Origin of the sequence: Paracoccus benzoatiresistens (genome assembly GCF_026913015.1) — a bacterium.
Classification (GTDB): Bacteria; Pseudomonadota; Alphaproteobacteria; order Rhodobacterales; family Rhodobacteraceae; genus Paracoccus; species Paracoccus benzoatiresistens.
Window position 1 is genome coordinate 1 of the sequence record NZ_JAPTYD010000060.1, and the last position, 19,042, is coordinate 19,042.

A 19,042-nucleotide genomic window follows, 5' to 3' on the forward strand; every position below is an offset into this window, starting at 1 on the left:
GCAACGGATCACTTCGGCACGCAGATCCGGAAGACGCTCGAGCTTGCGCCGACGCGATCGCCTGCAGTCGGCCTGGGGCTGAGCCGTCACGTGCCAGTAGCCGTTAGCCTGTGGGACATCCTTGTCATGCCACCAGTTCCTTTTGACCTCGCGAGTGATGGTCGAACGTCTGCGGCCGAGCATCTGCGCAATCTTCGTCCTCGGCACCTTGGCCCGCAGCATCCTTGCAATAACGCGGCGTTCGTCCAGCGTCAGGTTGATGAAAGGGCGCCTCATCACATGCTCCTGAAGTGCTTCAGGAAACTATCGAGTGATGCATTCCAGAATGGAATGTGCCAGCCCACCATACGGACCAAGAATAAGCAGACTTATGGAACCGTATACGTAACAGAGGAGCCGCTGCTATGTGACAGCGCGACGAGACTGCAGGAGTTTCTTCGTGGGCACTCCGCCAAGCCTTTCCTAGGACTTGCCCGCGCGGTGGCGGATCGGGCCAAAGTGCTCTCGGCGGTATCCGAGGCCCCGATGTGCTTCCGGTGCTCGGCCGGACACACGTGGAGTTCGGCAGCGCGGCTCCTTCACCATCTTAACCATGGCTTCGTTGTGTTTGCGGCCAAAGTCTCGAGCGTGGAAGACGAAAGACCGGCACCCGTCACGGCACCGGTGAAAGCTCCCGCTGAAAAAGCGGCACGAGGAATGTCCTTGACATGGGCATGGAGCTTTCTCTGCCGATGCCTGACGTCGTCTTGAACATTTGCCTTGCACGGGCCACCGACTTTTCAGCTGTGTTTTCCGGGCTGCCCGGCCTTTGGCCCGACGCGCGGCAACATTCTGGATATGCCCACAGCCATTCGCTCCTGGAGGAACTCTCCCGCCCTCAACGGCGCGTCGCGGACAAGGCCGGCGATGCCATGACCTGGCGCCGCTGGCTCAAGCGCCCGCGGCTCCGAGCCGCGTCCGCTCCTGGCAAGAGCACTCTGGCCTTCCCCAAGCAGAGTCCCGGAAATCCGAAGCCGCAGATGTTACCCCACATCAGTTCGCGCTGCGTCGGTCTGGCTCCATGGGCGAAAGTAGACCGAACCGGGCGCAGGATCGGGCAAGATGATTTTTGCGCTCTCAACCGGGCGTGAACCCGTCACGCTCAATGGCATCTGGCGGAAACACCTGTCGATGAACAGCCGCAGGAGCGCCCGGGCGGCCTCCTGATCGCCAAGACCCGGGGCCCAGCGTGCCAGATCGCCGTTCAGCATCTTGCTGATCACGCCCTGGGCGTAGGTATGGCTCATGGCGATCAGCAAGTTTGGATCATCATCCGGGCCAAGCAGACCTTCGTTCTTCATGCGCTGCAGGATGCGATGCATGAGATCGTGCAGGGACTGCCGGCAGCGCAGCATGTGCGCATGAGCCTCGAGTTGCCCGGCAGACATCGCGCTGATGACCCGGAACGCATAAGGGTGGCAGCCGGCCCATTCGATATAGGCGTCGGCCAAGGCCTCGAACTGGCCGATGGGGCAACGGCAGGAAACCGCGACAACGCCATGCGTCACCCGGTGCAGAAGCACCTCCAGGGCGCTTTCGGCCATGGCGTTCAGAAGATGGGTCTGGTCAGGGATGAACGTCTCCAGACTCTCGGGGCTGATGGCCAGACCCTTGGCGACTTCCACAAGGCAGGGCGGCTTCCCGTTTTCGGCCGCCATGCGGGTGGCCAGGGCGATGGCTGCCGACAGAAGGTGCTCGCCAGGCTGAAGTGCAGTGTTCATGGAAATGTCTATCGGTCCAAGAGAAAAGGCTGCGCCGAACGGCGGAACGGGCGCGCAGGGGCTATCCCAGGCCGGTGCCGGCAGAACGAGAGGATGCTGGAAACTCCAGCCGAGCGGCAAAAAATCGGAAAACGCACACAAGGCCGCTCGGCTGACAAGCGCGTTTTGTCTGAATCTCGCGCGGGCGGCAATTTGTCCTTTTGGACAGTTCGCAGGTCCCCATCCGGCGCAGGCCGCATGGTGCCCGCAGAGGACGAAGCTGTCCAACCAGGGCCTTGCAGCCTTTGCATTCCATCGCAGTCCGCGCTTGTCAGCTCGCGGCTCCGATGGCACGCTGAAGGCAGCGCCGGAATCCGTTTCGCCAGTTCCCTGGGTATGGAGTGCCGTTCCGATGAAGATCGCTGCCAATCGTGCCATTGCCGCACCCAAAGAGCCCTTCCGGCCCCTTGCGCCGATCCTTGTGCTGGCCGCGCTGGCACCCGACCAGGCCAACGCAGACGAGGCGATGGCGGCGCGCGTCCGGGCGCTGACCCCTGAACTGGAAGCCTATGTCGCCAAGGGCATGTCGGACTTCGATCTGCCGGGCCTTGCCATGGGCATCGTCGTCGGGGACGACCTGGTCTATGCCAAGGGCTTCGGCCTGCGCCGGAAGGACGGCGAGCCGGTCGATCCGGAGACGGTGTTCCAGATCGGCTCCACCACCAAGGCGTTTCTTGCCACCACGCTTGCCATTGCGGTCGATCGCAAGAAGCTCGACTGGGACGACCGGGTGGTGGACTACGACCCGGATTTCCAGATGAAGGACCCCTGGGTGACAAGCGAGTTCCGCGTGGCGGACATGCTGGCGCAACGCTCGGGCCTGCCGCCCTATGCCAACGACGCGGTCGGCCTGCTCGGCTTCGACCAGACGGCCATGATCCGCTCGCTTCGGCATGTCGAGCCGGTATCCAGCTTCCGCTCGACCTTTGCCTATACCAACATCACCCATATGCTTGCGCAGCGGGTGGTGGCCCGTGCCATGGGCGAGGCGGAGTGGGACGACGTGGTCCGCGCCGAGATCTTCGCGCCGCTCGGCATGACGGATTCCTCGTTCACCGCCGACGCCATCGAAGCCGCGGCGGACACGACCGCCGGCTATCTCTGGACAGCCGAGGGCACCGCCGAGGTCCCGTTCACGCCGATCTTCCCCTATGGCTTCGGCGCGGCTGGCGCGATCAACTCGACGGTCGAGGACATGGCGAAATGGCTGCGCCTGCATCTTGGGGACGGCGCGTTCGAGGGCAGGCGCATCGTATCAGAGGCGAGCCTCGCCGTGACCAAGACCCCGCGCGTCGCGATCAGCGACAGGCTTTCCTATGCGATGGGTTGGGTGGTGCAGTCCACGCCGAACGGCCGCATCATCTGGCACAATGGTGGAACGACCGCCTTTGGCGCCTTTGTCGGCACCGCGCCGGACCACGACCTTGGCATCGTCGTGCTGACGAACGAAACCAATGTCGGCCTTCCCGACGCGATCGGCGAATGGACCTTTGACCGCCTGATGGGCAATCCCCGGGTCGATCATGTCGCGGCCAGGCTGACGGCGGCGCGCAAATCCGACGCCGACTCCGATGCGACCTTCGCAGCCCCCGCAGCGCCGCGGCCGGGGCCGCCGCTGGCACCGCTTGCCGCAAGCTTCGACAGTCCCGTCTTCGGCGAGGCGGCCGTGACTGCGGGCGACGACGGGCTGGTCCTTGCGCTGAAGGAAACGGGGGCGCGGCTGAAGCTTGCCCCTTGGAACGGCGACGTCTTCACCGCCAGCCTCGTGCCCGAGGGCCGCTTTGCCGCGGTTGCCGCCAATCTCGGACCCCTGCCGATGGGCTTTGCGCAGTTCCAGGCGGATGAGACCGGCAAGCTTGCCACGCTGCGCCTCACGATGTCGGATGGGCAGGTCTACGACTTTGCGCGACAGTAAGGCGCAGGCGCGATAAACGGCCGTGCCGACAGGACCCCGCTTCTCGCCCGCCTTGGTTCAAGCCTGCTGTCCCTCCTGCCTTTTGCGGGCAAGCCCGTCTGCCATGACGCAAAGAAGTTCGAACAGGATGGTTGCCCCGGCCAGGGCCGTCATGCCTCCCACGTCGAAAGGCGGGGATACCTCGACGACGTCGGCGCCGACGATGTTCACGCCCGACAGCATGCGCACCATGGCCTGCGCTTCCCGTGTCGTGAAGCCGCCGATCTCGGGGGTGCCGGTCCCCGGCGCCATCGATGGGTCCAGGCTGTCAATGTCGAAGGTCACATAGGCCGGCCCGTCCCCGACAACGGCACGGGCTTCGGCCATGACGGCGGCGGGACCGCGCTCGACGAATTCCTCGATGTAGACGATGCGAACGCCCTGCGCCTTGGCCCATCCATGTTCATCGACATCGTAGACCGACCCCCGGATGCCGATCTGTACGATGCGCATGGGGTCGAGGATGCCTTCCTCGATCGCGCGGCGGAAGGGGGTGCCGTGGGTATAGCGGTTGTCGCCGAAATACCGGTCGTTCGTGTCGGAATGCGCATCGAAGTGGATCAGGCCCAGCGGCGCGCCTTGCGCCTTGCGGATCGCGCGCAGCACCGGCAAGGTGGTCAGATGGTCGCCCCCCACGCAAAGAGGCAGCGCCCCTTGTGCGCAGATCGCGGCGATCCCGTCCTCGATCTGCGCAAGCCCGGTCATCAGGTCGATGGGCTGCACGGTCAGGTCTCCGGCATCCGCGACCGAGACGAGGTCATAGGGCGCGATCCCGGTGTGGTGGTTGGCCCTGCGCATCAGGCTGGACTGGTTGCGCACCTCGCGCGGGCCGTGCCGCGCGCCCGCGCGGTTCGTGGTGCCGCCGTCCCAGGGGATCCCCACCAGAGCAATGTCCAGACCTGCCGCGCTGTCCACCGCGGGCAGGCGCATGAAGGTTGCATGGCCGGCAAAGCGCGGCACCAGGGCCGCATCGACAGGCTGAGGGCGGGGCTCGTTCATGTCATTCCTCGTTCGCTTTCATTTCGCCAGGTCGCCGCAATGCCCGGGCGGGTTCGTCGCCGCCATGCCGCCACGACACATTCTCGGGATTGCTACCGCAGGGCTTGCGACAAGGCCACGGTCAGTGCCTGAACCTTGGCCCGAGAAGCAGGATCTTGCGGTCGTGCCTTTCAGCCGAAGACGCAGGGCCGTCCTGCTGCGGCAGGGATCGTTCCTCGACATTGGGGCTGCTTGCCTGCAGGACATCCAGCATGTCGGGAAAGCCGCTGGCCACGTCGGGCATTCCGGCGATCTGGTAGGCGGTCTGCCCCAGGCCGGCATAGTGGACGACGCTGCCCCCCTGCCGCGTGAGCCGCCCCGCAAAGAACGCGCAGGAGATGAGGCACTCATCACCGATCTGCCGGGACTCGCCCTTCCGGGCCCCTTTCTGGGCCGCATCCATCAGCCGGACCGTCAACCGGTCGGGCGCAATGGGACGGTGCATGTAGCGAGCCAGGGTCGCGGCAAGGTGAAACTCCAGATCCGCGGACAGCACCACCTGGCTTTCGCGCATTCCATCGACCACCAGGTTCCGGGCCGCAGAAAGATATGTGTCCATCATGAAGCCCTCGGCATCAGGGTGACAGAAACACTCATTACCATGAAGGAAGTGTGCCCCACTCACGGAACAGGTCAAGCCCTCTCATCGGGGCGACAGGGTTGGAATCACGCAATATTGCGGGTGCTTTCATTCCTCTGCCGGCAGCCATGACCAAGTGATGGGTCGCGTCCCGCGCTGGAAGATGCTGGCTCTTGGTCATCTCGAATCGCCCGAAGAGCCAGGGGTTTCGGCGTGCGGCTAGGGACGGGAACAAATGCGCTGGACGCTGCCGCCCGATGCCGCTACGGTCACGCCCAACACTATCCGTTGGGGTGTCCCGTCGCGGGGCTGAGAGGTGCAATGCGCACTGACCCATCGAACCTGATCCGGGTCATGCCGGCGGAGGGAACGGATAGGCAGACGCGCTGCCCGTTGCCGCATCCCGTCTGCCGCCGCCCCCCTGTCATGCCCCGAAACGCCAAGGGAGGGGCAGATGACAAGGACCGTCTTGACCATCGCGGGGTCGGACAGCGGCGGAGGCGCCGGAATCCAGGCTGACCTGAAGACCGTCTCGGCACTGGGCTGCTATGGCGCCAGCGCGATCACGGCGGTGACGGCGCAGAACACCCGCAGCGTCGCGGCCGTCCACATCGTCGCGCCGGACCTGATCCGGGCGCAGATCGACGCCGTGCTGGAGGACATCGCCGTCCACGCCATCAAGATCGGCATGGTCGGATCGGCGCCCGCCATCGCCGCCGTTGCCGCGTCGCTGCGCGATTGCCGGGTCCCCATCGTCCTGGATCCGGTGATGGTCGCCAAGTCCGGCGACGTGCTGATGGAGGGCGATGCCATCGGCGCGCTGATCCGCGATCTGCTGCCCCTCGCCCATGTGCTGACACCCAACCTGCCCGAGGCGGCGGGCCTGCTGGGCGAACCCCCGGCCGAATCCGAGACCGCGGCCATCGCGCAAGGCATGGCCCTGCGTGCGCTTGGCCCGCGCCACGTGCTGATGAAGGGCGGCCATGCCGCGGGCGCGCAATGCACCGACATCCTGGTCGGCCCCGGCGGCACGACGCGCTTTTCGTCCCCCCGCATCCTCACGCGGAAAACGCATGGCACGGGATGCTCGCTATCCTCGGCCATCGCCGCCGGGCTGGCGCAGGGACATGCGGTCGCGGATGCCGTAGGCCGCGCGCATGACTGGCTTCACCGCGCGATCCTTGCCGCCGACGATCTGGCCGTGGGCGGCGGCAACGGGCCGGTGCATCATTTCCATGCCCTCTGGTCGCGCCGGGCCGAGGCCGCGGCATGACCTTGACCATCCTTGGCGGCGGCGTGATGGGTCTCTGCATCGCCACCGAACTGACCCGCCGGGGCATTCCCGCCGCGATCCTTGACGAAGCCCCCAGTCCCCAGGCCTGTTCGTGGTGGGCCGGAGGAATGCTCGCCCCTTATTGCGAAGGCGAAAGCGCGAATGAGGCCGTCCTGCGCCATGGGCTCGGCGCCGCCGACTGGTGGCAGGCCCAGGGCGTGCCGGTCACAAGAAACGGAACGCTGGTTGTCAGCCTGGCGCGCGACGCGGGCGCGCTGGCGCGCTTTGCTCGACGAAGCCGGGGCCACCGGATGCTGGACGCCCCCGGCATCGCCGCGCTGGAGCCGGACCTGGGCGCCCGCTTCAGCCGTGCGCTGTTCTTTGAACCCGAGGCTCATCTGGCCCCCCGCCAAGCGCTGGCGATCCTGTCCGAACGCCTGGGGCGCACAGACACCACGGCGGGCACCGTGATCGACTGTCGCGGCCTGTCGGCCCGCGAAGCGCTGCGCGACCTGCGCGGCGTCCGGGGCGAGATGGTGGTGATCCGCTGCCCCGAGATCACGCTGTCCCGCCCCATAAGGCTGCTGCATCCCCGGATGCCGCTTTACGTCGTCCCGCGCGGCGATGGCGTCTTCATGCTGGGCGCGACGATGGTGGAGAGCGACCGGCGCGGCCGGCCGACGGCGCGCGCCGTGCTGGAACTGCTGTCCGCCGCCTTTGCCCTGCACCCCGCCCTTGCCGAGGCGGAGGTGCTGGAACTGGGCGCCGATGCCCGCCCGGCCTTTCCCGACAACCTGCCCCGCATCCGCCGCGTGGGGGGCGTCATCCACGCCAACGGCCTTTACCGCCACGGCTTCCTGCTGGCCCCTGCCGTCGCGGGCATGGTGGCCGACCATCTTCAACACCAGACCAGACCGGAGTTCATGGATGCGGATCACGATTAACGGCACCGCCCGAGAGGTCGCCGCGAGGACCCTGGCCGAAGCCTTGTCCGAGGCGGACCTGACCGGCCGCATTGCCACGGCGCTGAACGGCACATTCGTCCCCGCCGCGCTGCGCGAGACCACGCCCATCCATGATGGCGACGCGATAGAGGCATTGGCCCCGATGCAGGGGGGCTGAGACATGCCGGTCTTCTATGGCACCGAAATCGAAAGCCCGCTGATGCTGGGCACGGCGGGCTATCCCTCGCCCAAGGTGCTGGCAGATGCCTTTGCCCGCTCGGGGGCGGAAATCGCCACTGTCTCCCTGCGCCGGGAAGCGGGGGGCGGTCAGGACTTCTGGAGCCTGATCCAATCCCTTGGCGTTCGCCTGCTGCCCAACACCGCGGGCTGCCACGGCGCGCGCGAAGCCGTCACCACCGCGCAGATGGCGCGAGAGGTCTTCGGCACCGACTGGATCAAGCTGGAGGTGATCGGCCACACGGACACTCTGCAGCCCGACGTCTTCGGACTGCTCGAGGCCGCACGCATCCTTGCCGCCGAAGGTTTCAAGGTCTTCCCCTATTGCACCGAGGATCTGACGGTCTGCGAACGGCTTCTGGATGCGGGCTGCCATGTCCTGATGCCCTGGGGTGCGCCCATCGGTTCGGGCCTGGGGCTGAACAACCCCCATGGCCTGCGGGCGCTGCGCGCCGCCTTTCCCGACGTGCCGCTGGTCGTGGATGCGGGCATCGGCCTGCCCAGCCATGCGGCGGCGGCGATGGAGATGGGCTATGACGCGGTCCTGCTGAACAGCGCCGTGGCCCGCGCGGGCGATCCCGCCGCGATGGCGGCCGCGATGTCCGATGCCATCCGCGCCGGACGGGCCGCATACCTTGCCGACCCGATGGAGCGGACCGACATGGCCATCCCCTCGACCCCCGTGATCGGGCGGGCCTTCCTGTGAGGCTGCCGCGTTTCTATCCGATCTTCGACAGCGCCGACTGGATTGCCCGTGGCCTGCCCCTGGGAGTGCGTCTGGTGCAGTTGCGCATCAAGGACCGGTCCGAGGACGCCATGCGCGCCGAAATCGCCCGCGCCCGCGACCTCTGCCGCCAGCAAGGCGCCCTCCTTGTGGTCAACGACCACTGGCGGTTGGCGATCGAGCTGGGCTGCGGTTTCGTGCATCTGGGACAGGAGGATCTGGACGAGGCCGACCTTGCCGCGATCCGGACAGCGGGCCTGCGCTTGGGCCTGTCCACCCATGACGAGGCCGAACTGGACCGCGCCCTGGCCTGCAAGCCGGACTATGTGGCGCTCGGGCCGGTCTGGCCGACGATCCTGAAGCAGATGAAGTGGCACAGCCAGGGCGTCGGGAAGCTGACGGAGTGGAAGGCCCGCATCGGCGACATTCCCTTGTGCGCCATCGGCGGGCTGACCCCGGAACGGGCGCGACTGGCCTTTGCGGCCGGGGCGGATGTCGCCTCGGCCGTGACCGACGTCACGCTGAACCCTGACCCCGAGGCGCGCATCCGCGAATGGCTGGAGGTCGCCGCATGAGATATGCGCGCCAGACGATCCTGCCGCAGATCGGCGATGCGGGCCAAGCCCGGCTTGCCGCGGCGCATGTGCTGGTCGTCGGCGCGGGGGCACTGGGGGTTCCCGTGCTGCAATACCTGACCGGCGCGGGGGTGGGCCGCATCACCCTGGTTGACCCGGACCGGGCCGAAACCTCGAACCTGCATCGCCAGCCCATCTATGGCCGCCATCTGGGCGTTCCCAAGGCGCAGGCCGCCGCAGCGGAAATGGCGGCGCTGAACCCCGACACCGCCGTTCTTCCCCTGGTCGGGCGGCTGGATCCGGCCAATGCGCCGGATCTGGTGGCAGGGGCCGATCTGGCGCTGGACTGCGCCGACAGCTTTGCCGCGACCTACACGCTGTCGGACGCCTGCCTGGCCGCGGGCCGCCCGCTGGTCGCGGCATCGGTCCTGCGAACCGAGGGCTTTTCCGGCGGGTTCTGCGGCGGGGCACCGTCATTCCGCGCAGTGTTTCCTGACCTTCCCGCACAGGCAGGCACCTGCGCCACCGCAGGCGTGATGGGACCGATGGCGGGCCTGATTGGCGCGCTGCTGGCGCAGATGGCAATGTCAGTCCTGCTGAACCTGCAACCCTCGCCGCTGGGGCAGATGATCCGCTTCGACGGGCTGCGTCCCGCCAGCTTCCGTTTCGATGACGCGCCGGAACCCGCGACCGGTCACCGCTTCATCGCGGCCAGCCAGTTGCGCCCGGACGATCTGGCGGTCGAACTGCGCGGCCGGGACGAGGCCCCCCTGCCCTTCGTGCCCCATGCCCTGCGCCAGCCCGAACGCCTGCGCCCGGCCGACGGTCGGCGCGTCGTCTTCGCCTGCCGCTCGGGGCTGCGGGCCTGGGCTGCCGCCGACCGCCTGCGCCGCGACTGGCCGGGCGAGATTGCCCTTGTCGCCCTAGGAGATCCGACATGAAGCCCCTTGCCCTTGCCCTGGCCCTTGCCCTGTCCGCCACCCCTGCCGGTGCGCAGGACCTGTCGCTGATGCTGGATTGGTTCGTGAACCCCGACCACGCGCCGATCATCGTGGCCGACGAGATGGGCTTCTTCGCCGAGGCCGGACTGACGGTCGAGATCACCGCCCCCGCCGACCCCTCCGATCCCCCGCGGATGCTGGCTTCGGGGCAGGTCGATCTGGCCGTGGGATACCAGCCGCAACTGCATCTGCAGGTCCATGAAGGGCTGCCGCTGACCCGCATCGCCACCCTGGTCGCGACGCCGCTGAACTGCATGACGGTCATGGCCGACGGGCCGGTGCGATCCATCGCGGACCTGAAGGGCCGCAAGGTGGGCTATTCGGTGCCGGGCATGGAAACGGCGCTGATGGCGGCCATGCTGGAAGGCGCCGGCCTGTCCATCGACGATGTCGAACTGGTCAATGTCGGCTGGTCGCTGTCCCCCGCGCTGATGACGGGCCAGGTCGATGCCACGCTTGGCGGGTTCCGCAACTTCGAAATGACGCAGATGCGGCTGGAAGGCGCCGAGGGCCGCTGCCTGTTCGTCGAGGAAAACGGCATTCCCGCTTATGACGAGCTGATCCTGCTTGCCAATCCCCGGACAATGGACCCGGATGCGACGGCGCGGTTCGTGGCTGCCATGGAACGCGGCGCGCATTACATCCTCAACCACCCGGACGAGGCGTGGAAGCTGTTCCGCGACGCCTATCCCGATCTTGACGACGAGTTGAACCGGCAGGCCTGGTCCGCAACCCTGCCCCGCTTCTCGCAAAGCCCCGGCGCCGTCGATCACACCCGCTACGCCCGGTTCGAGGCCTTCCTGCACGATGCCGGGCTGATCGAGAAGGTCCTGCCTGTCGCGGCCTTGGCGATGGATCCCGGCGCATGAGCTATGGCACCTGCTTTCCGCTGTGGCGGGCGGGCGCGCCGGACTGGGACGCCTATGTCCGCGCGCCTTTCCTGGGCGGCCTGGCCGATGGCAGCCTGCCCCGCCGCGCCTTCCTGACCTATCTTTCGCAGGATTACCTGTTCCTGATCCACTTCGCCCGCGCTTGGTCCCTGGCCGTGACAAAGGCAGGCTCCCTGCCCGAAATGCGCGCCTGTTCCGCCACCGTCCATGCGCTGCTGGAAACCGAGACGCGGCTGCATGTCGAGCTGTGCGGGCGGGCCGGGATCACCGAAGGGGATCTGGCCGCCACCCTCGAGGCGCCCCAGAACCTGGCCTATACCCGCTATGTGCTGGAGGCCGGATACAGCGGCGATTTTCTCGACCTGCTGGCGGCGCTGGCGCCCTGCGTGCTGGGCTATGGAGAGATCGGCGCCCGGTTGCTGTCCGAACCGCACGATCCGGCCTATGCCGAGTGGATCGAAACCTATGGCGGGGCCGACTATCAGGCGCTGTGCCATGACACCGCGGCGCTGATCGACGGCGCGGTGGCAAGCCGGCTGGGGCCGCAGGCCCCTGCCCTGCCCCGCTGGCGGCAGTTGCAGGACCGCTTCTCGACCGCGACGCGCCTGGAAGCCGCGTTCTGGACGCTGGCCGGGTGATCCGCCTTGCCGTGATCTTTCTGCTGTTCTGGCAGCTTGCCGTGACCGGCCTGCGGATTCCGCACTTCCTGCTGCCCGGCCCGCTCGCGGTCGCACAGGCCATGCTGGACGGCCGGACCACCTTGGCCCGCGCGGCCCTGACCACCCTGGCCGAAATCGCCGCCGGATTCGTCATCGGCGCGGCCCTGGGCATCCTCATGGCACTTGCCATGGGCCTGCTGGCACCCCTGCGCCGCGCGCTGATGCCATTGATGACGCTCAGCCAGACGGTGCCGATCTTCGCCTTTGCGCCGCTGCTGACGCTGTGGCTGGGCTATGGCATCGCGCCCAAGATCGCCATTGTCGCGCTGATGGTGTTCTTTCCGGTCGCCTCGGCCTTCGGGGACGGGCTGGCGCGGACGCCCAGGGTATATCGCGAACTGGCCGACAGCATGGGCGCCACACCCATCGAGGCGATGCGGATCGTCCGCATCCCCGCCGCCCTGCCCGATCTGGCCAGCGGGCTTCGGATCGCCGCCGTCTATGCCCCGGCGGCGGCCATTGTCGGGGAATGGGTCGGCGGCTCGCGCGGGCTCGGGGCGCTGATGATCCAGTCGAGCGGCCGCATGAAGATCGACCAGATGTTTGCCGCGCTGGCCGCGACGATCCTGATCGCGGTCGTCTTCAAGGCCGCCGTGTCGCGGCTGGCCCTGCGGCTGGAACATCATGCCGCAGGATCCAGCCAAGTCCCGGCCTGACGCGCGTCTCCTCCGGAAGGATGCCCACGGACCGCTTTCCAGCGGGGCTCGGGTCCTTCCTCCGATATTCCGGTGCCCTGCACGGCGGTGCCCGCAAGATCTTTCCTTCACAACCTGCCCAGAGCCCATCCTTGCTGTGCGCAGGAACACCGGCTGCCCCTGGATGCGGTTTCCCAACCGGGATAGATCGAGGGCAGGTTCATGGCGCGTCGATGGTCTCGGTCTGCGGATGCGCACGCAGCCACAGCACGCCATGCGCCGGCAGGTCGATGCCGAAGGTGCCGTCCCTTGCCAGCTCGAAGCTCCCCTCGCCCAGGATGGTCGTCAGGGAAGCCCAGGCTTGGGCATCGTCCAGCCGGCACTCGGACCTGCACGGCCGTTTGCCCAGGTTGTGCAACAGCAGGACCGACCGCCCGTCCCAGTCGTGGCGCAGCGCGAAGATCGCCGCATCGGGGAAGGGGATGAAGCTCCACTCGCCGAAGGCTATCTCGGGCATCTCGCGCCGGCGGCGGATCAGGCGCTCCATCCAGTTCAGCATGGAGTCCCCCTCGCGTTCCTGCGCGGCGACATTGATGGCCTTGGGTCCCCATCTGGACCCGGACACCAGGGGCCGCCGCACCCTGTCCTCGGGCGCGGTCGAGAAGCCTCCATTCGGCCCGTCGGACCATTGCATCGGGCTGCGCACGCTCATCCTGCCGGGAATGTCCAGGTTCTCGGCCATGCCGATCTCCTCGCCATAGAACAGCACGGGCGCGCCGGGCAGGGCAAAGACCAGGCTGTAGGCCAGCCGGACATGGGCGGCGTCCCCCTTCAGCATCGTGGGGATGCGGCGGCGCAGCCCGCGCCCGAACAGCTGCATGTCCTTGCGGGGACCGAAGGCGCGGAACACCTCCTGGCGCTCGGCCTCGGTCAGCTTGTCCAGCGACCATTCGTCGTGGTTGCGCGCGAAATGCGCCCAGCCGTCGTCGGGATGAAGCTTCGGCATCGCCCGAAGTCCGTGGACCAGCGCGCCCGCATCCTCGCGCACCAGCGCCAGGGCAAGCGCCTGGTTCATGTTGAAGTCGAGGCACATGTTCAGCTCGCCCCCGCCGTCGTCGCCGTAGAAGCGCCGGACATCCTGGTAGGCCAGGTTGACCTCGCCCAGCAGAAGGGCATCGCCGCAGCGACGCATGATGAAGCGGCGCAGGTCGCGCAGCCAGTCGTGGAGATCCAGTTCTGCCGGGGCGTTCATGCCGTCGGTTTCCAGCAGGAAGGGGACGGCATCGACCCGGAATCCGGACAGGCCGAGCTGCAGCCAGAAGCCGACGATCCTGTGGATCTCGTCCCGCACCTTGGGGTTGCCGATGTTGAGGTCGGGCTGGTGGCGATAGAAGCGGTGCAGGTAATACTGGCCGGTTTCCTCGTGCCATTCCCAGTTGCTGTTCTCCTTGTCGGGGAAGACAAGGTCGTCGGGCCCATGCGCCGGGATCTGGTCGCGCCAGACATACCAGTCGCGGTAAGGAGAGTTCCGGTCCGAAGAGGCCGCCTGGAACCAGGGATGGCGGTCGGACGTGTGGTTGACCACCAGGTCCGCGATCACGCGGATGCCCCGGTCCCGGGCCGTGCGCAGGAAGACCGCCAGATCGCCCAATGTGCCAAGACGGGGATCGACGCCGTAGTAATCGGTGATGTCATAGCCGTCGTCCTGGTTCGCGGTGGGATAGAAGGGCATCAGCCAGATGCAGGTCACGCCCAGGCCGGCCAGATGATCGATGCGGCGCGTCAACCCGCGGAAATCACCGATTCCGTCCCCATTGCTGTCCTGGAAGGTTTCGACATCGAGGCAGTAGATGACGGCGTTCTTCCACCAGACATCGCCCGTGCGGCTGATATCCATGCAGGCTCCTTTTTTTGGTGCGACGGTCCCGCGCGGGACAGGGCTCGTGTGCCGCAACGCCGCTGCGGCGGCACTGGTTCATCAAGGACTTGGGCGCGCGTCGGCAGTCCGGTCCCGACCACGACCTTTCGCCTCAAGGCCGGGGCAAGGGTCGCGGAAAAAGGCGGGCCAGACCATGCGCGCCCGGTAAGCTCAACCAAGCTCGCCAAGGACGACCACCGCCTCCCATGGCTCGAGAGCGATGGGACCCGCCGGCACCGAGCGGCGGGGCTTCGCCGTGCAGATCAGGCCGGTGCCGCTGCTGGCCAGCCCGTGCGGCACATCGGCATGGGCGGGTTCGGACGAGATGTTGCACAGGACCGACAGCCGCTGGTTGTCCCATTCGCGCGTATAGGCCCAGATTTGCGGGTGATCCTCCAGCCAGGGCACAAAGCGGCCTTGCACGATCACCTCATGCTGTTTGCGCAGGGCGATCAGGTGGCGGTAATGCGCGAGAACTGAGTTCGAGTCGTCGCGTTGCGCGGCGACATTGATCCGGGCGCTGTTCGGGTTGATCGCGATCCAGGGCTCGCCCGTCGTGAAGCCCGCACCGGGCGAGGCGTCCCATTGCATCGGCGTGCGGGCATTGTCCCGCGCGGTGATGCCGGCGCCTTCCAGGAACTGATGCTCGGGCAGGCCCTGGCTCAGCATCTCGCGGTGCATGTTGATCAGCTCGATGTCGCGGTAGTGGGTGATGTCGGAGAAGCCCGCATTGGTCATGCCGATCTCCTCTCCCTGGAAGACGAAGGGCGTGCCGCGCATCAGGTGGACGGCGGTGGCCAGGGCCTTGGCCGACCGTTCCCGCCACTGGCCCGCATCGCCATAGCGAGAAACGGACCGCGGCAGGTCATGGTTGTTCAGGAACAGCGAGTTCCAGCCATCCACCTCCAGCGCCTCCTGCCAGTCGGTCCAGACTTTCTTGAAGGCCACCAGGTCCAGCGGATGCGGAAGCCACTTGCCATGGACGCTGTCCCAGCCTGCGACGATGTGCTGGAACTGGAACACCATGTCGAGTTCCTTCCGGTCCCGCCCGCAGTAAAGCAGCGCCGTTTCCTTTGTCACGTTCCAACTTTCGCCCACCGTCACCACGTCGCGACCCGCCAGGACCTCGCGGTGCATTTCCTGCAGGAAGCCGTGCAGGTAGGGACCCTCGGTGATCAGGTCGCGGTCGATGTCCTTGCCGATCAGGTCGATCACGTCCATGCGGAAGCCGCGCACCCCCCGGTCCAGCCACCAGCGCATCATGTCATAAACCGCTTGGCGCAGCGCCGGGTTCTGCCAGTTCAGGTCCGGCTGCTGCGGCGAGAACAGGTTGAAGACATAGCGCCCCACTTCCGGTACGAAGGTCCAGACCGGGCCGCCGAAATAGGCGTGCCGGTCGTCGGGCGGCCCGCCATCCGGCGCCGGATCGCGCCAATAGTAGAAGTCGTGGAACGGCGAGGCGCGGTCCCGCCGGGCCTCCAGGAACCAGGGATGCCGGTCCGAGCTGTGGTTCACCACCAGATCCATGATGATGCCGATGTCGCGGCGGGCCGCCTCGGCCACCAGCCGGTCGAAATCGGCAAGCGTTCCGTATTCCGGCGCGATGTCCTGGTAATCCGAGATGTCATAGCCATTGTCGGCCATGGGAGAGCGATAGACCGGCGACAGCCAGATCAGGCCGATGCCCAGATCCGCAAGGTGATCCAGCCGCCCGATGATGCCCGGAATGTCGCCCACCCCGTCGCCATTCGCATCGGCAAAGCTGCGCGGATAGATCTGGTAGGCGGTGCGGTCCTGCCACCAAGTCGCCCGTCGTGTCATCCTGTCTCCTTCGGAACAACCCTGTGCCCCCGAACTTCGTCCCCATCCTGGGGAGCGGCCTTTATGTCCAAACCTGCCGTCCCCATGCCGGTCGGTGCCTCGGGTGCCATTGCCAGAACTTGGTTCCGTGTCTGGACCCGGACGCGCGGCAGGGGGAAGGTTCTGCTTGCAGGGCTCCTTGCCCTGAAGCCCCTCCGGGGAACGGCTGTTTCTCGGCCCTTGTTCCCGGCATGGGCCAGAACACCCGATTGGGCAACGGGCCGATCCACCTGTCCGGCGGCCACGGGACATGGCTCCTCCGCGTGACAATTTTGCCATCGTCGATGATTCCCGCTGGACGAGCAGGAGGTTAGCGCCGGACAGGGGCTATTGCTCTATTGGATGCTGTGGGAAGCCGGAATACACTGGTGGATAACCTGAGAGAAGGCGTCAACGGCTTCCTCCGGCAAGACCGCAAGTGGACCATATCCCTGGGGCAGGTCAAACCTGCGAAAGCAGTTGAAGCCGCTCCGCCGACGGAGGACCAAATTGCAGATCGACCAGAGCAATTTCCTGCTTCCCGGCAATGTCCATAGCCGCAAGGCCGTGATGCGCGCGACCTCTGCCGCGGCGGCAGGCCAGGTCGTCGATCCCAAGGCAGTCACGAGCCTGCGTCGCACGCTGGCCTTCATGCGCCCCGCGATCCTGGACTTTGCCGGCTGGCGCCGCCTCCGCCGGTCCGAGACCGGCTGGCCCGCCGCCGCCGTGGCCGAGGTGATGGCCGTGATCGTGCAGCGCTATGTCGGCTGGCCAGTGGCCTACTGCGCCTATCGTCCTGCGGACGACGCGGAAGGCGCCGAGGTCGCAGAAACTGCGCCAGCCTTTCAACAGGCGCAGGGAACCGCCGTCTTCCAGACAACGGATGCGCAGGTCGGCCTGGCCGCGGCGCAAGCGGGTTTCGCGGTTGTCCAGGCGCTGGTGGACGGCTTCACCGGTGCGGAACTGCGAAGAGTGGTCCGAAGCCAGTTGCGCGGGTTCATGGACGCGACACTGCCCGTCACCCCTTCGGCGCATTCGCTGCTTCTGGCGCAGGTGGCGGGCGAACGGGGCATCCCTTGGCAGGTCGTCGGAGGTTCCGGATATGTGCGGATCGGCCTGGGCCGGCAGGCCTGCATCGTCAAAGGCACGGAATCGACCCTGACCAGCGCGATCGGCGTCAAGATGGCCAGCGACAAGAGCCTGGCCAACCGGCTGCTGGCCGAAGCCGGGCTGCCGGTGCCCAGGCAACGCACCGCACGAACGGAAAAGGCGGCCCTCGCCGCCGGGCGGGAACTGGGCTATCCGCTTGTGGTCAAGCCCATCGACGGCAACATGGGCCGGGACGTCACGATCGGCGTGTCGAACGAGGCCGAAATGCGCAAGGCCTTTGCCCGCGCCGTCAGCCAGTCCAACGAAGCCGTCATCGAGACCCTGATTCCGGGCGAGGAAACGCGGCTGCTGGTTGCAGGCGGCAAGTTCCTGGCGGCGATGAACCGCCAGCCGGCGCATGTCACGGGCGACGGCTCGCATACGGTCGCCGAACTGGTCAAGGAGGAGAACAAGCGCCCCGAGCGTGACAGCCTGCTGAAGCGCAGTCATGCGCTGATGAAGCCGATCCAGTTGGACGAGGACGCCTTGGGCGTTCTGGCGCAGCAGGGACTGACCGTGGATTCGATTGCCGAGGCGGGGCGGCAGGTGTTTCTGCGGCGCGAGTCCAATCTTTCCCGCGGGGGTTCGCCGCTGGATGTGACGGACAAGGTTCATCCGTCCATTCGCCGGGTGGCCGAGGCAACCGCACGCACGCTGCGCCTGGACGTCTGCGGCATCGATTTTGTCACCACCGACTTCACCCGCCCCTGGCAGGAGACCGGCGGCGCAATCTGCGAGGTCAACAGCCGGCCGGGCGTGTATTCCCAGATCATGGCGACGCCCGAGGAACGGCGGGATGTCATCCTGGAAGGCCTCTTCAATGCCCTGGTAGGCGAGGGTGAATATCGGGGCCTGCCCGTTGTCGCGCTTGTGGGCGCGCCCGAGGCGACCGCAAGGATGTGCGAGACGCTGGAGACACGGGCCCAACGATCCGGCCGCAAGCTGGGGGTGGTGGGCGAGGCCAGCGGGCTGGCACCCTCCTGCCAGCCTTTGCAGACAATGGCGGACCTGTTCCAGGCCGACAGCCTCGATGCCGCCCTGATCGTCCTGACGCCTCATGATCTGCTGGAGCGGGGGCTTGGCCTGCCGCGCGTCGCAGCCGCCGTGACGTGGCCGGATCTGGGTTCCCCGACGCCGACCGTGCACGGCATCTTGGGCAGGATCGCCGGGGACGCGGTCCTGATGGCCGACGATCCCGCCACCACGGAACGCGCCGCCGCCGCACTGGGGCTGCCGTCGTGATGCCAATCTGCTGGTCCGCGTCCGCGGCTCGTCCTTCAGCAGGATCTCGGGGTCTTGCACCAGCGACGGCGCGGCGCCGATCTGCTGGAGGGACCCGCCCTGAAGGGGGAGCGTGGTAATGCCCGAAAGCACCCGCTGCCCGCCCTAGGCAGCCGCTTGGCGACGCCAAGCCGCATCGGGGTCAGCTGCCAGCTGCGTCACGCCAGCAGCGGCACCGTCAGGACCTACAGCTCTGGCCACGTAGCCTTGGCAGTCTTACCCTGCAGGGAAGGTTTTCGGAAAAAAATGCACCTTCGGCCGTGTTGGGTGCATTTTTTGCTTGCGGCCTCTGTAGCAGGGGCCTATAAGCCGTAACTCCGAAGACGGTGCAACGAAACGGTTCTTCGGGAGACAATTCGGGAATAGATGACCGGACAAGGCGTCACTGGAAAGGACGCGAGTTCGGGAATTTTGTTTCCTTGCTTTTTGACATTGCTGGATATCTGAAGGGATATGTGGGCGGTTTGGTCGTTTATTTCGACTGGG

17 protein-coding genes and 1 riboswitch are annotated in these 19,042 nt (G+C 66.9%); of the genes, 11 read left to right on the plus strand and 6 right to left on the minus strand.

Annotated features, from left to right (window positions below; translation table 11 throughout):
* Window positions 1-276, minus strand: a 276-nt coding sequence (locus OU682_RS20465) for a helix-turn-helix domain-containing protein (RefSeq protein ID WP_268944064.1), incomplete at its 3' end; no start/stop codon positions are given.
* Between the two features lie 746 nt (window positions 277-1,022).
* Window positions 1,023-2,027, minus strand: a complete 1,005-nt coding sequence (locus tag OU682_RS20470) for a hypothetical protein (RefSeq protein ID WP_268944065.1) — start codon at window positions 2,025-2,027, stop codon at window positions 1,023-1,025.
* Between the two features lie 124 nt (window positions 2,028-2,151).
* Here OU682_RS20470 and OU682_RS20475 point away from each other — a divergent pair, with 124 nt between their 5' ends.
* Window positions 2,152-3,714 (plus strand): serine hydrolase domain-containing protein, encoded by a 1,563-nt coding sequence (locus OU682_RS20475; protein WP_268944066.1) that lies wholly within the window; start codon window positions 2,152-2,154, stop codon window positions 3,712-3,714.
* 57 nt (window positions 3,715-3,771) lie between these two features.
* Here OU682_RS20475 and speB read toward each other — a convergent pair whose 3' ends face one another.
* Both speB and OU682_RS20485 read right to left on the minus strand, forming a co-directional pair.
* Entirely contained in the window at window positions 3,772-4,752 is a 981-nt protein-coding gene (gene speB, locus OU682_RS20480; protein WP_268944067.1) for an agmatinase, read from the minus strand.
* A gap of 121 nt (window positions 4,753-4,873) precedes the next feature.
* Window positions 4,874-5,350 (minus strand): hypothetical protein, encoded by a 477-nt coding sequence (locus OU682_RS20485; protein WP_268944068.1) that lies wholly within the window; start codon window positions 5,348-5,350, stop codon window positions 4,874-4,876.
* Window positions 5,351-5,650: 300 nt separating this feature from the next.
* Window positions 5,651-5,757: riboswitch (TPP riboswitch) on the plus strand.
* 68 nt (window positions 5,758-5,825) lie between these two features.
* On the opposite strand from OU682_RS20485, the gene thiD reads away from it, so the two are divergent.
* The 9 genes from thiD to OU682_RS20530 are packed head-to-tail and all read left to right on the plus strand — an operon-like array spanning window position 5,826 to window position 12,390.
* Window positions 5,826-6,644 carry a bifunctional hydroxymethylpyrimidine kinase/phosphomethylpyrimidine kinase gene (thiD, locus tag OU682_RS20490; protein ID WP_268944069.1) on the plus strand — a complete coding sequence of 273 codons (819 nt, stop codon included), beginning with the start codon at window positions 5,826-5,828 and terminating at the stop codon, window positions 6,642-6,644.
* On the plus strand, window positions 6,641-7,588 hold the full coding sequence (locus OU682_RS20495) for an FAD-dependent oxidoreductase (protein ID WP_268944070.1): 948 nt from the start codon (window positions 6,641-6,643) through the stop codon (window positions 7,586-7,588). Before thiD ends, OU682_RS20495 begins: the two co-directional genes overlap by 4 nt.
* Entirely contained in the window at window positions 7,572-7,766 is a 195-nt protein-coding gene (gene thiS, locus OU682_RS20500; protein ID WP_268944071.1) for a sulfur carrier protein ThiS, read from the plus strand. Before OU682_RS20495 ends, thiS begins: the two co-directional genes overlap by 17 nt.
* Before the next feature lie 3 nt (window positions 7,767-7,769).
* Window positions 7,770-8,531: a thiazole synthase gene (locus tag OU682_RS20505; RefSeq protein WP_268944072.1), complete on the plus strand. Its 762-nt coding sequence runs from the start codon at window positions 7,770-7,772 to the stop codon at window positions 8,529-8,531.
* Window positions 8,528-9,124: a thiamine phosphate synthase gene (locus OU682_RS20510; RefSeq protein WP_268944073.1), complete on the plus strand. Its 597-nt coding sequence runs from the start codon at window positions 8,528-8,530 to the stop codon at window positions 9,122-9,124. The genes OU682_RS20505 and OU682_RS20510 overlap by 4 nt, the downstream gene beginning before the upstream one ends.
* The gene (locus OU682_RS20515; RefSeq protein ID WP_268944074.1) at window positions 9,121-10,065 is read left to right on the plus strand and encodes a HesA/MoeB/ThiF family protein; all 945 of its coding nucleotides are present in this window, start codon (window positions 9,121-9,123) and stop codon (window positions 10,063-10,065) included. The genes OU682_RS20510 and OU682_RS20515 overlap by 4 nt, the downstream gene beginning before the upstream one ends.
* Entirely contained in the window at window positions 10,062-10,994 is a 933-nt protein-coding gene (locus OU682_RS20520; protein ID WP_268944075.1) for an ABC transporter substrate-binding protein, read from the plus strand. The genes OU682_RS20515 and OU682_RS20520 overlap by 4 nt, the downstream gene beginning before the upstream one ends.
* Window positions 10,991-11,653 carry a TenA family protein gene (locus OU682_RS20525; RefSeq protein WP_268944076.1) on the plus strand — a complete coding sequence of 221 codons (663 nt, stop codon included), beginning with the start codon at window positions 10,991-10,993 and terminating at the stop codon, window positions 11,651-11,653. The genes OU682_RS20520 and OU682_RS20525 overlap by 4 nt, the downstream gene beginning before the upstream one ends.
* Window positions 11,650-12,390, plus strand: coding sequence for an ABC transporter permease (locus OU682_RS20530; RefSeq protein WP_268944077.1), 741 nt, complete (start codon window positions 11,650-11,652; stop codon window positions 12,388-12,390). The genes OU682_RS20525 and OU682_RS20530 overlap by 4 nt, the downstream gene beginning before the upstream one ends.
* Before the next feature lie 199 nt (window positions 12,391-12,589).
* Here OU682_RS20530 and OU682_RS20535 read toward each other — a convergent pair whose 3' ends face one another.
* On the minus strand, window positions 12,590-14,266 hold the full coding sequence (locus OU682_RS20535) for an alpha-amylase family protein (RefSeq protein ID WP_268944078.1): 1,677 nt from the start codon (window positions 14,264-14,266) through the stop codon (window positions 12,590-12,592).
* 192 nt (window positions 14,267-14,458) lie between these two features.
* Window positions 14,459-16,108 carry an alpha-glucosidase gene (locus OU682_RS20540; RefSeq protein ID WP_268944079.1) on the minus strand — a complete coding sequence of 550 codons (1,650 nt, stop codon included), beginning with the start codon at window positions 16,106-16,108 and terminating at the stop codon, window positions 14,459-14,461.
* 528 nt (window positions 16,109-16,636) lie between these two features.
* Here OU682_RS20540 and OU682_RS20545 point away from each other — a divergent pair.
* Window positions 16,637-18,517, plus strand: coding sequence for an ATP-binding protein (locus OU682_RS20545; RefSeq protein ID WP_268944080.1), 1,881 nt, complete (start codon window positions 16,637-16,639; stop codon window positions 18,515-18,517).
* Window positions 18,518-19,042 lie beyond the last annotated feature (525 nt).